The organism is Paracoccaceae bacterium, assembly GCA_033344815.1.
In the GTDB taxonomy this organism is placed as follows: domain Bacteria; phylum Pseudomonadota; class Alphaproteobacteria; order Rhodobacterales; family Rhodobacteraceae; genus Roseobacter.
The window spans coordinates 2,713,075-2,725,924 of record JAWPMR010000001.1; the positions used below are offsets into that span (position 1 = coordinate 2,713,075).

Consider the following 12,850-nt stretch of genomic DNA (forward strand, 5'->3'; position numbering starts at 1 on the left):
TAAATTATGGCGGAACCCAAGAACAACGAGTTTCTGGACGACATCGAAGATGCGGAAGCAGAAGCTTTTGCAGAAGAAATGGAAGAGATTGATGATGAGGCGCTAGCGATGGATCAAATCCGCGCGGAGCGTGACGATCTGCGTGACCGGTTCATGCGTGCCTTGGCTGATGCGGAGAATGCCCGCAAGCGTTCAGACCGTGATCGGCGTGAGGCAGAGAATTACGGTGGCTCCAAATTATCTCGCGACATGCTGCCGGTGTATGATAATCTCAAGCGCGCGCTTGAAACCGTCACTGACGAACAAAAGGCCACCAACTCCGCTCTGATCGAAGGGATCGAGTTGACCATGCGTGAGCTGCTGAGTGTGTTCAAGAAACACGGCATAGAAGTGATTGCTCCGGAGGTTGGTGATCGCTTTGATCCGCAACACCATCAGGCGATGTTCGAAGCGCCAGTGCCCGGCACCAATGCGGGTGACATCATTCAAGTTGCTGCCGAAGGTTTCATGCTCCACGATCGGTTGCTGCGACCTGCTCAAGTTGGCGTGTCCTCAACACCCAAGAGCTGAACGAGTCAAAACGAGACGTAGAAGGGGTGGTCAGGATTTGGCCGCCTCTTTCAGTTTATAAAGCATGTCCAGCGCTTGTTTGGGCGTGAGCTCATCAGGATGAACGTCGGCCAGGGCATCCTCAAGTTCGGTTGATTTTGCACGGGCAGGTGGCGTGGTTGCCACAGCAGAAAACAAAGGCAAGTCATCAATCAGGGTCTTTTGCGTCGCGCCACCCTCCCGCTCGCCTTTCTCAAGCGCATCCAACACTACACGTGCGCGGGCAATGACTGTAGCGGGCAGGCCTGCGAGTTGTGCAACTTGCACACCATAGGATCTGTCTGCCGCGCCCTTCTTAACTTCGTGCAGGAAGATAACCTCGCCCTCCCATTCCTTCACAGTCACCGTCGCATTATCAACACCGGACAATTTTCCAGCCAACGCGGTCATCTCATGATAGTGAGTGGCAAATAAAGCACGGCTCCCGTTCACATCATGCAGGTGCTCCAGGGTCGCCCAGGCAATCGACAGCCCATCATAAGTTGCCGTTCCGCGTCCAATTTCGTCCAGAATAACCAATGCACGGTCATCGGCTTGATTCAGGATCGCTGCTGTCTCGACCATTTCAACCATAAAGGTTGATCGACCGCGTGCCAGATCATCGGAGGCACCCACCCTGCTGAAAAGTTGGCTGATCAATCCGATGTGCGCCGTCCGGGCAGGTACGAAACTACCGATCTGTGCCAGCAAAGCGATAATCGCGTTTTGACGAAGGAACGTGGATTTACCGGCCATATTGGGCCCGGTGAGCAGCCAGATGTTTGCACTCTTTTCTTCTGCGCTCAATTTGCAATCATTTGCAATAAACGGCTCCCCTGAACCAGTCTTGAGAGCGTGCTCAACAACAGGATGCCTGCCGCCTTCGATTTCAAAAGCGCGGCTGTCATCAACCTGTGGGGCCACCCAATTTTCTGTAACCGCCAGTTCGGCCAATGCGGTTGCCAAATCAAACTCTGCCAAACCACCCGCAGTTTGTACGATTTTTGCTGCGTCATCCAGAACATGGTTGCGCAGAGTTTCAAACAGTCGCTGCTCAATTTCCAGCGCGCGACCACCTGCATTGAGGATCTTTGTCTCCATTTCGGAGAGTTCAACAGTCGTGAACCTCACCTGATTTGCGGTGGTCTGGCGATGAATAAAGGTCTCGGACAAAGGTGGGGACAGCATTTTATCCGCATGCGTGGCGGGGGTTTCAACGAAGTACCCAAGGACGTTGTTATGTTTGATTTTGAGAGACGAAATACCCGTGTTAGAGACGAATTCGGTTTGCATTTGTGCGATCACACTCCGGCCTTCATCGCGCAGCTTGCGGGCTTCGTCCAGCCCCTCATCAATGCCCGGTGCTATGAAACCACCATCTCTGGCAAGCAGGGGAGGCTCTGCAACCAACGCTGTCTCCAGGTGATCAATTAAAATGCCATGACCCTCCAAGGATCGTTGAGCATATCTCAAGAGATCCGGCAGATCGGATTTTGCCAGATTAGTATGCAGCATTTCCGCCTGCACTAATCCATTTCGAACACTGGCCAGATCCCTCGGGCCGCCACGGTTCAAAGACAGGCGCGAAAGCGCACGATCAAGGTCGGGAACCTTACGAAGTTGCTCACGAATGTCCTGACGTTGCACTTGCGTGTCGCTTACCCAAGCAACGGCGGCCAAGCGGTCACGTACTGTGTCCAAAACACGCGATGGGCTCGAAAGACGCTGTTCCAGAAGGCGCGCGCCCCCGGCCGTGACGGTCTTGTCAATCACTGAGAGCAAAGATCCGGCCCGGCCACCTGACAGGGTTTTTGTCAGTTCAAGGTTGCGTCGTGTTGCGGCATCAATTTGTACGGTGCGGGTTTCTGCCTCTTTTTGCGGGGGACGCAACAGAGGCAGCTTTCCTTTTTGAGTGATTTCCAGATATTGCAGCACGGCGCCCATCGCCGCGACTTCTGATCGCTCAAACGTACCAAATGAGTCTAGCGTTTCGATCTCAAAAAGGTTGCAAAGCCGGTTCTCTCCGCTGGTGCTGTCAAAGGCGGAACGCGCGAGGCCCGTCAGAGCGATGCCGAAGTCATTCGCAATGTCGCGCATGTCCGCTTCTTTGGTCTCGCTCACGATCAATTCAGAAGGCGCCAAACGCGCCAATTCCGGTCCCAGGCGCGGGAAAGCCAAAGGCATTACATGAAACGCGCCCGTGGAAATGTCGACCCATGCGAGGGCCTGTTCGTCTCTAACTTGGGCAAAAGCGGCCAAATAGTTGTGTTTTCGAGCCTCCAGGAGACTTTCTTCGGTCAAGGTTCCGGGGGTCACCAACCGCACCACATCGCGTTTTACGACCGATTTTGAACCCCGCCGTTTTGCTTCTGCCGGGCTTTCCATTTGTTCGCAAACGGCGACACGAAACCCCTTGCGTATCAGGGATAACAAATACCCTTCCGCGGCGTGAACCGGAACACCGCACATCGGAATGTCGGCTCCGTTATGTTTACCGCGTTTGGTCAGCGCGATGTCGAGCGCCTCAGACGCGGCGACCGCATCCTGAAAAAACATCTCATAGAAATCACCCATACGATAAAATAAAAGGGCGTCCGAATATTCGGCCTTCAATTCCAGATATTGTGCCATCATAGGCGTGACGGTCATGCGAAGCCCCCCGGCGGTTTTGCCAGACCTTACAAACGCGGACGCGCAGGTAAAAGCAACAAATGCTGCCTGCTTGAGGCGGCGCGCGCGCTGGGCTAGAGGTTATGGGCTCTGAACATCAACAAAGGCCGCCTTCCTATGTCAAAATCCCGCGTGACCCCCGAAGAGGCACTGGCCTTTCACCTCGAACCCACACCCGGTAAATTTGAGATCACGGCAACCGTGCCAATGACAACGCAGCGTGATTTGAGCCTTGCCTATTCACCCGGTGTTGCGGTGCCTTGTGAAGCGATTGCTGAAAACCCCGAAACGGCCTACGATTATACCAACAAGGGAAACCTTGTCGCGGTCATTTCCAACGGTACGGCGGTTTTGGGTCTGGGCAATCTGGGCGCGCTGGCGTCAAAGCCGGTCATGGAAGGCAAGGCGGTTTTGTTCAAACGCTTTGCTGATGTGAATAGCATCGATATCGAACTCGATACCGAAGATACGGATGCCTTTATCAATGCTGTGAAATTGATGGGCCCGACTTTTGGCGGCATCAACCTTGAAGACATCAAGGCACCGGAATGTTTCATTATCGAACAACGTCTCAAAGAAGAGATGGACATCCCGGTCTTTCACGATGACCAGCACGGTACGGCGGTGATCTGTGCTGCGGGGTTACTGAATGCGCTCAAGATTTCCGGCAAGAAGATAGAAGACGTTCGGATCGTGCTGAATGGTGCGGGTGCGGCGGGCATTGCGTGTCTTGAACTGCTCAAGGCGATGGGCGCGCGCCATCAGAATTGCATCATGTGTGATACCAAGGGCGTGATTTACCAAGGCCGGGCGGAGGGGATGAACCAGTGGAAATCAGGTCACGCTGTCGCCACTGAAATGCGCACACTCAAGGATGCAATGCAGGGCGCAGACGTCTTCCTGGGCGTTTCGGTGAAAGGTGCAGTAACGCAAGAAATGGTCACAAGTATGGGTGAAAACCCGGTGATTTTTGCCATGGCGAACCCTGATCCTGAAATCACGCCTGAGGAAGCGCATGAAGTTCGTCCGGACGCAATTGTCGCCACCGGCCGCAGCGATTATCCCAATCAGGTGAATAACGTTCTGGGGTTTCCATATCTGTTTCGTGGGGCGCTCGATATCAATGCCCGCGCAATTAATGATGAGATGAAGATTGCCTGTGCCCATGCGCTTGCCAACCTCGCGCGCGAGGATGTGCCAGATGAGGTGGCACTTGCCTATGGTAAAAACCTGTCTTTTGGCCGCGATTACATTATCCCCACACCCTTTGATCCGCGTCTGATCCATCGGGTGCCCCCGGCGGTTGCGCAAGCTGGCATGAACACCGGGGCAGCGCGGCGTCCAATCATCGACATGGACGCTTATGAGCTTTCTCTGAAGTCGCGCATGGATCCGACCGCAAGTATTTTGCGCGGGATCAACACACGGGCGCGTGCCAATCAGGCCCGTATGATTTTTGCCGAGGGTGACGATCCACGCGTTTTGCGCGCTGCGGTGATGTATCAACGTGCTGGGCTTGGCAAAGCACTGGTTGTAGGACGTGAAGATGACGTTAAGGCAAAGCTCGAAGCGGCGGGGCTTGAGGGTGCAAACCGTGAGATCGAAATCGTAAATGCGGCCAATACGACCCATTTAGAGACATATAAGCGGTTTCTCTACAATCGACTTCATCGCCGCGGTTTTGATGCACCCGATATTCACCGGCTCGCAGCGCGCGACCGGCACGTGTTTTCTGCGCTTATGCTTGCCCATGGACATGGTGACGGTTTGGTAACGGGCGCGACTCGGAAATCTGCCCATATTCTGGACCGCATCAATCACGTTTTTGACGCGGACAAGGATAACGGGGCAGCGGGTATAACGGCGCTTTTGCACAAGGGCCGGATCGTTTTCATTGCTGACACCATTGTCAATGAATGGCCCGATGAGGAAGACCTTGCCAATATCGCGGAACGTGCCGCCACGGTTGCCCAGAACATGGGGTTGGAGCCGCGCGTTGCGTTTGTCAGCTTTTCGACCTTTGGATACCCGGTGTCAGAACGGGCGGAAAAGATGGCCAAAGCGGCGGATGTGCTGGATCAACGTGGCGTCAGTTTCGAATATGAGGGCGAGATGACCGTGGATGTGGCGATGAACACGCGGGTGCAGGAAAGTTATCCGTTTTCGCGCTTGACTGGTCCCGCCAATATCCTTGTTGTGCCCGCACGTCATTCTGCCAGCATTTCGGTGAAGCTGATGCAGGAAATGGCGGGTGCGACCGTTATTGGTCCAATCCTCGCGGGTGTCGATGGATCGATTCAGATTTGTTCAACCGGGTCGACGGCCAATGACATTCTCAACATGGCTGTATTGGCCGCCTGCAAGGTTGGTTAGGGCCTAGCTTCCCGCGAATGGCGCCGCATTGCCCCAGAGTTCTTTGACACGCGCATCCCTGCCGCAAGCGTTGCGGTAGGCCGTGTAGGCATTGGATTTTCGCTTGGGGCCGAACCTGGTGATGATCAGCTTCGAGCTTTTGTAGTAATCTTGGTGATAGGCATCTGCCGGATAGAATTCTGATGCGCGCAAGATAGGTGTGACAATCGCTTGCCCCAAATCATTCTGGGCCTTGCCGATGGCTGCTTTGGCGACACGTTCTTCTGATGCGGAGCTGACGAAAATGGCGGTGCGATAGCTGTCACCCCGATCGCAAAACTGTCCACCTGCATCGGTTGGATCTACGGAGCGCAAAAACAGATCCAACAGCGCGCGTTGGTTAATCACGCTGGGATCATATGAGATTTGAACTGCCTCATAATGCCCTGTGCCGCCTGATGTTACCTGTTTGTAAGTCGGATTCGGCGTTGTGCCGCCTGCAAAGCCCGACACCGCCTCCGTAACACCTTTGACCTTTTCGAAGTCTGCTTCCACGCACCAGAAACACCCCCCTGCGACGATCAGCGTTTCCAATTCCGCAGCATGAGATTTGTGGGTTTGTGCCACAAGACCAAGTGCAATCATTCCGGCCAAGGCAATGGACTTCAACGTGTCGCGTTTAAGCATTTCGTGTCTCCTTTGTGCTCAGAATGAAACGCCAATGCATTTGTCGCAACTCACGAGCCTGCGATATCACGGGCAGGTGAAATGTGTTTATGTCTTGGCATTTCCTGATCAGCTTTTTAGCGTGTTTTGAAACATCAAAGGTGATCTGGCTTGCCGAATGAAACAAAATACGTTGCTGGAAAGGCCCGGTAATGCGGATCGCCATGTGGTCCGGACCCCGCAATTTGTCCACTGCGATGATGTATAGTTTCGGCGCGCGGGCTGATTTTGCGGTAATGGATGAGCCGTTTTACGCGGCATATCTGGCGCAGTCTGGAGCGGATCACCCGATGCGGGACGAGATTCTAGCGAGCCAGCAAACTGATCCAGAAGCCGTAGCGTCACTGTGTACCCAAACGAAGGGGACGCCGCATCTTTATATGAAGCACATGCCGCACCACATGTTGGACGGGTTTCCACTCGACTGGGCTCTGGATTGCGTCAATATCCATCTGCTGCGTCACCCGGCGCGGGTCATTGCCAGCTATGCGGCAAAACGGGAATCGCCGACGTTGGAGGACATCGGATATGCGCAACAATTGACGCTATTCGAAACCTTGGGCGGCGTGGTCATTGATAGCACCGATATCCGCGCTGATCCCGAGCGCGCACTAGGACGGTTGTGCGATTCAATTGATTTGATGTTTGATCCAGCGATGCTTCGTTGGCCTGCGGGTCCCCGCGCAGAGGATGGGGTTTGGGCGGCGCACTGGTACAATGCGGTTCACAAAAGTACCGGTTTTGCCGGTGCCGAAGCGCCGCTGCCCGATCTAGAGGGGCAGGCAGCAAATGTGTTGGCACAAGCACTTCCGATTTATGAAACGATGAGCGGCCATGCGCTCAAATAATGCGTTTTATTTCAGACGGCGCTCGCGTGCGGCCAAAAGCTTCAGGCGCAGTGCACTCAATTGAATAAAGCCTGCTGCGTCTTTTTGGTCATAAGCACCTGCGTCATCTTCAAATGTCACATGCGCTTCGGAATAGAGGCTGTGATCCGACCAGCGGCCCACAGTCCGGACGTGACCTTTGTACAATTTCAACCGAACGGTTCCACAGACATGGGTTTGTGACGCATCAATAGCGGCTTGCAGCATCGTGCGTTCAGGGCTGTACCAGAAACCATTGTAAATCAGTTCGGCATAGCGCGGCATCAATTCATCCTTGAGGTGCATCGCCCCGCGATCCAGCGTGATCGATTCGATAGCGCGGTGCGCTTCGAGCAGGAGCGTGCCACCCGGCGTTTCATAGATTCCACGCGACTTCATGCCGACAAAGCGGCCCTCAACCAGATCAAGGCGGCCACATCCGTGTTTGCCGCCCAGTTCATTGAGTTTGGTCAGAATGGTCGCGGGGGACATGGCCTCGCCGTTTATGCTGACAGCGTCACCTTTTTCAAATCCAACTTCGACGTATTCGGGCGTATCGGGCGCACTCTCAGGGCTAACCGTGCGTTGGTAAACATATTCGGGCGCATCAACAGCGGGGTCTTCGAGGACTTTGCCCTCTGAAGAGGTGTGCAGCAGGTTGGCATCGACACTAAAGGGCGCCTCACCACGTTTGTCCTTTGCGATCGGGATCTGGTTTTTTTCGGCAAAGTCGATCAGTTTGGTTCGGCTAGAGAGGTCCCATTCCCGCCACGGTGCGATCACTTTGATATCCGGGTTTAACGCATAGGCGGCAAGTTCAAACCGGACCTGATCATTGCCTTTGCCCGTCGCGCCGTGGGCCACCGCATCTGCGCCGGTTTCTTCGGCGATTTCAACGAGGCGTTTGGAAATCAACGGTCGCGCAATTGAGGTACCAAGCAAATACAGGCCTTCATACACTGCATTGGCACGAAACATCGGAAAGACAAAGTCGCGTACGAATTCTTCGCGCACATCTTCGATGTAGATTTGCGAAGCGCCCATCAACTCGGCTTTCTTGCGCGCCGGTTCGAGTTCTTCGCCCTGACCAAGATCAGCCGTGAAGGTCACAACCTCGCAACCGTATTCGGTTTGCAGCCATTTCAGAATGATTGATGTATCCAGGCCGCCGGAATAGGCGAGGACAACTTTTTTGGGCGCAGACATTGAGTTCTTCCTTAGTCACATTTGCAGCAGCCGATACCGGGTTTTATGGATCGCAGCAAGGTTGAACCGCGTTGACCAAATGTGGATGCGCCCCTAGAGATCAAAGACCCAATGGATCAAAAGGAGTGGGCGCATGGCCCCGACTGATTTCGTACAGGCGGCCAAGGCGGCCGAACACGAAATGCGCGCGGTGTTTCCAGCCACGCCACTGCTTCGAAATGATCACCTGTCTGATCGGTTTGAAGCAGACGTCTGGCTCAAGCGCGAAGACCTGAGCCCGGTGCGATCCTATAAACTGCGGGGCGCTTTCAATGCCATGCGCAAGGTCATTCCGGGCCAATCTCTTTTTGTCTGCGCCAGTGCGGGCAATCACGCACAGGGTGTTGCGTTTATGTGTCGGCATTTTGGTGTGCAGGGTGTCATTTTCATGCCAGTCACGACTCCACAGCAGAAAATCCAGAAGACGCGCATATTTGGCGGGGATCAGGTCGAAATTCGCCTTGTTGGAGACTATTTCGACAAAACGCTGTCGGCTGCCCAGACGTATTGTCATGACGCTGGCGCGCATTTTCTGTCACCGTTTGACGATGAGGATGTGATCGAGGGTCAGGCGTCGGTAGCTGTTGAAATTGAGGCGCAATTGGGTCGCGTGCCTGACAGGATTGTTTTGCCGGTTGGTGGCGGTGGTTTGTCCGCCGGTGTGCGTAGCTATTTTGCGGATCAATGCGCCTATACTTTTGTTGAACCGACAGGGGCGCAGAGTCTTGGCTTTGCCTTGAAAGAGGGCGCGCCGGTAGATGTTTCCCCGATCAACAGTTTTGTGGATGGGGCTGCCGTTGCCAAATTGGGCGCGCGCACGTTTGAACGTTTAAAAGGTGTTGTATCGGGTGATGTGATCCATTTGTCCGAGGACCGCATATGCACCACCATTGTTGAGATGTTAAATGTCGAAGGCATCGTTCTGGAACCCGCGGGGGCCTTGGCGATCGAGGCTTTGTCGGATCTCGCCAATGTCATCAAGGGCAAATCGGTCGTTTGCGTTGCGTCGGGCGGTAATTTTGACTTTGAACGCCTGCCTGAGGTCAAAGAACGTGCGCAGCGGTATTCCGGTGTCAAAAAATACTTCATTTTGCGCATGCCGCAACGTCCCGGTGCGTTAAAGGAGTTCTTGAGTATTCTGGGTCCTGATGATGACATTGCCCGGTTTGAATACCTCAAGAAATCTGCGCGCAACTTCGGATCTGTATTGATTGGTATCGAAACAACGCGGCCGGAAAATTTTGCGAGATTTCTGGGTGAATTGGACACCGCCGGGTTCACCTATACCGACATCACCAATGATGAGACGCTGGCACAATTTGTCATTTGAGGAGTGTCGATGCGATTTGAAGACAAAACTGTTGTCATTACTGGCGGGGCCAGCGGTATTGGCGCAGCATTGGCACTATTGTTGTCGCAAAAAGGGGCGCGGGTCGCGATTGCGGATCGCAATGAAGATTTGGTCCAAACGGTTGCATCACGAATTGGCTGTTTGGGGTTCGTGTGCGATGTGTCGCAAGAAGACCAAATCAAACGTCTGGTCCGCGACGCTTCCGATGCGCTGGGCGCGATAGAAGCATTCGTCTCTAATGCGGGCCTTTTTGGTACCCAGTCTGGTCATGCCGCCTCTGCACCGGATGAAGTATGGATGCAAAACTGGTCCGTTCACGTTATGGCTCATGTTTATGCCGCGCGCGCCTTATTACCTGAGATGCTGGCGCAGGGATCAGGTTATTTCATCAACGTCGCCTCTGCCGCCGGTTTGCTCAATCAAATCGAAAACGCCGCCTATTCCGCTACGAAACAAGCTGCCGTGAGTTTCGCGGAGTCGCTTGCTATCACCCATGGCGATGACGGGATCGGTGTTTCGGTGGTTTGTCCGCAATACGTCGCGACGCCTTTGATTGGTCTGGACAACCGAGATGCGATAGAGGCTGATGGGTTGCTTACCGCGCAAGAGGTCGCTGAAGCCATCATCAGCGGTGTTGAGACAGATCGGTTCATGATTTTACCACATCCCGAAATAGCGGAATTTGCGCAATCTCGAGCACGAGATCACGATACATGGATTACTGGGATGCAGCGCCTGAGAGCCAAGTCGCTGGCTCAGTTAGGGCCTGAACGTGCAGCGGAACTTTATCGGCTCGTCTAGCTTGCAAGCTTTAATGACACTTCATTGACAAAAATCGCACGGGACTGATCATACGAGCGTATAATTTCATCCACATCGACATAAGAAGAAGCATCCTTGGATACCGCGGTTTCCCCGGCCTGGCAAAGGCCAGAGAAATGCTGAAATCCCAAACTGAGGGCGCTGCCCTTTAGAAAATGCAATTTCTCTTCGAGGTCGGTTTGGTTTTCCTTTTTTGACAGCTCTGAGATGGCATCGTCGACCTCGTCCAAAAACAATTCGATGACCTCATCAAAATCTTCAGCGCCAACTTCGTCACGCAGCGTTAAAACTCTGTCCCAGTCAATCATCTCGCTCTCCATCATCTGGGGCGGAATGATGCGGCCAACATCCTAAAATCTGGTATCCGTGAATGAATCCTTTTAGCCGAATTTTAGTTTCACCGAGTGTTAATCATGCTGGTTTAATCACCTACATAGATTTGAATAGAGATTTCCGTGTCAGATAGATCACCCATACCCGGCGAAATGGTTTGTTCCGATAATCGGGACGAACCGATGCTGGTTCTGGTTGTGGACGACAGCCGCCTTCAACGGAAAATCCTTTCGAGTTCACTTAAGCGTTGGGGCTATCGCGTAATGGAAGCTGCTTCTGGTGAAGCGGCGATGGAAATTTGCGCCATCCATTCTCCGGAACTGGTTTTGAGTGACTGGATGATGCCGGGCATGTCAGGCATTGAATTTTGCAAGGCATTCCGAGAGACCTCCGGAGAGGGGTACAGTTATTTCATCTTGCTGACCTCCAAGAGTGAAAAAAACGAAGTTGCCGAAGGTTTGGACGCTGGTGCCGATGACTTTCTGACGAAACCGGTGGATGCGCATGAATTGCGCGCGCGTATCACCGCAGGCGAACGCATTTTGGCTATGCAACGGGAACTGACACTCAAGAACTTGATGATCACCGACACTCTGGATGAGTTGCAAAGACTCTACGATTCTCTTGATGGGGACCTTATCGAGGCCAAAAAACTGCAACAGTCGCTTGTCCCAGAACGTTTCAGATCGTTCGATGAAGGTGACTTGTCACTGCATTTGCGCTCTAGCGGTCATGTTGGCGGCGATTTGGTCGGATTTTACCCGGCAGCTGCGGGACATCTTGGTCTCTTTGCAATTGACGTTTCTGGTCATGGCGTAAGCTCCGCATTGATGACGGCGCGGTTGGCCGGCTATCTGTCAGCGACTGCTCTTGATCAAAACGTTGCACTTCAAAAACTGCCTGACGGAAGTTTTTGCTCGCGGCCGCCCTCTGAGGCTATCAAGACGCTGAATGAACTGGTGCTAGGTGAGATGGAGACAGAGCACTATTTCACACTTATGCTGGTCAATATTGATCTGAATACCGGAAAGGTCTTGATCGGTCAGGCCGGCCAGCCCCACCCCGTCATTCAACGAAAATCCGGCGCTATCGAGCAGGATGGATCCGGTGGATTCCCTGTAGGTCTGATCTCGGGGGTGGATTTTTCCCAGTTTGAGCTGCAGCTTCATCCCGGAGACAGGCTTGCGATCCTGTCAGATGGCGTCACCGAGTGCCCCTTGGCAGATGGGACGCTTTTGGGTGAGGAGGGACTCGAGTGGATTTTGATGAAACTCCAGACGACGGCGGGCGCAGCTTTCTTTGATGCTTTGATGGTCTCACTGACCGAGGTATCGGGCCTGCGTGAATTCCCCGATGATGTTTCTGGTTTGCTCTTTGAATATCGCGGGCCCGTTCAGCCAAAATAGCGCGTCACGAACATCCTATCTCCATCATTGCCCATTAAAGCCACTGCCTCTTGCGGCGATACAACCAGCGTTTCATGGTCCGCCTCTATCGGTGCGCTGAGGGGGTAGACCGGGCGCGCAACAAATACGTGACATATCTTTTCCGCCCAAAGATCATAATCTGGCATGAACGCAAATCTACGGAACGTTCCCAGTCTGCGCGGGCTGGAAATACGCCATCCTGTCTCTTCCATGACTTCGCGGTGCAATGCTTGAATGGCGCTCTCGCCTGCGTCAATTCCGCCGCCCGGTAGCTGGATGTCAACGATATCCGCGATCTGTACAGTCAACAGGATACCGCCATCAAGCGGTAAAATTGCATAGGCGCCAGGCCTTCTGGTGTAACGTTGGTTTGCGTGTGGTGCATGTCCGACGCGCATGATCATTCTGGCTCGCCCTCTTTTCATCGCTCGCAAGACGTTTATATGGTGCCGGTATGCCAACCCTTTGGC

11 protein-coding genes are annotated in these 12,850 nt (G+C 53.7%); 6 read left to right on the forward strand and 5 right to left on the reverse strand.

The annotated features are described in order from the left end of the window. Positions 1 to 6 precede the first annotated feature (6 nt). Positions 7 to 570 (forward strand): nucleotide exchange factor GrpE, encoded by a 564-nt coding sequence (locus R8G34_12595; GenBank protein MDW3223702.1) that lies wholly within the window; start codon positions 7 to 9, stop codon positions 568 to 570. Between the two features lie 30 nt (positions 571 to 600). On the opposite strand, the gene mutS is transcribed toward R8G34_12595, so the two are convergent. Continuing rightward, positions 601 to 3,237 (reverse strand): DNA mismatch repair protein MutS, encoded by a 2,637-nt coding sequence (mutS, locus tag R8G34_12600; GenBank protein MDW3223703.1) that lies wholly within the window; start codon positions 3,235 to 3,237, stop codon positions 601 to 603. Positions 3,238 to 3,375: 138 nt separating this feature from the next. Here mutS and R8G34_12605 point away from each other — a divergent pair, with 138 nt between their 5' ends. Beyond that, positions 3,376 to 5,631, forward strand: a complete 2,256-nt coding sequence (locus tag R8G34_12605) for an NADP-dependent malic enzyme (GenBank protein ID MDW3223704.1) — start codon at positions 3,376 to 3,378, stop codon at positions 5,629 to 5,631. A gap of 3 nt (positions 5,632 to 5,634) precedes the next feature. On the opposite strand, the gene msrA is transcribed toward R8G34_12605, so the two are convergent. Next, entirely contained in the window at positions 5,635 to 6,255 is a 621-nt protein-coding gene (msrA, locus tag R8G34_12610; protein ID MDW3223705.1) for a peptide-methionine (S)-S-oxide reductase MsrA, read from the reverse strand. A gap of 233 nt (positions 6,256 to 6,488) precedes the next feature. On the opposite strand from msrA, the gene R8G34_12615 reads away from it, so the two are divergent. After that, positions 6,489 to 7,184, forward strand: coding sequence for an HAD family hydrolase (locus R8G34_12615; protein ID MDW3223706.1), 696 nt, complete (start codon positions 6,489 to 6,491; stop codon positions 7,182 to 7,184). A 6-nt stretch (positions 7,185 to 7,190) separates the two neighbouring features. Here R8G34_12615 and R8G34_12620 read toward each other — a convergent pair whose 3' ends face one another. Further along, positions 7,191 to 8,408 (reverse strand): argininosuccinate synthase, encoded by a 1,218-nt coding sequence (locus tag R8G34_12620; GenBank protein MDW3223707.1) that lies wholly within the window; start codon positions 8,406 to 8,408, stop codon positions 7,191 to 7,193. 133 nt (positions 8,409 to 8,541) lie between these two features. Between R8G34_12620 and ilvA the strand changes: the two genes are divergently transcribed. Together ilvA and R8G34_12630 are read left to right on the forward strand one after the other, a co-directional pair. Next, complete coding sequence (gene ilvA / locus R8G34_12625) at positions 8,542 to 9,777, forward strand: threonine ammonia-lyase IlvA (protein MDW3223708.1); 1,236 nt, start codon at positions 8,542 to 8,544, stop codon at positions 9,775 to 9,777. 9 nt (positions 9,778 to 9,786) lie between these two features. After that, a complete protein-coding gene (locus tag R8G34_12630) occupies positions 9,787 to 10,599 on the forward strand; it encodes an SDR family oxidoreductase (protein MDW3223709.1) in 813 nt (270 codons plus the stop codon). Here R8G34_12630 and R8G34_12635 read toward each other — a convergent pair. Continuing rightward, complete coding sequence (locus R8G34_12635; protein ID MDW3223710.1) at positions 10,596 to 10,928, reverse strand: Hpt domain-containing protein; 333 nt, start codon at positions 10,926 to 10,928, stop codon at positions 10,596 to 10,598. The two genes, R8G34_12630 and R8G34_12635, sit on opposite strands and share 4 nt — an antisense overlap. 147 nt (positions 10,929 to 11,075) lie before the next feature. On the opposite strand from R8G34_12635, the gene R8G34_12640 reads away from it, so the two are divergent. Beyond that, positions 11,076 to 12,359, forward strand: coding sequence for a fused response regulator/phosphatase (locus tag R8G34_12640; protein ID MDW3223711.1), 1,284 nt, complete (start codon positions 11,076 to 11,078; stop codon positions 12,357 to 12,359). Here the strand turns inward: R8G34_12640 and R8G34_12645 are convergent. Then, entirely contained in the window at positions 12,347 to 12,784 is a 438-nt protein-coding gene (locus R8G34_12645) for an NUDIX hydrolase (GenBank protein ID MDW3223712.1), read from the reverse strand. The two genes, R8G34_12640 and R8G34_12645, sit on opposite strands and share 13 nt — an antisense overlap. Positions 12,785 to 12,850 lie beyond the last annotated feature (66 nt).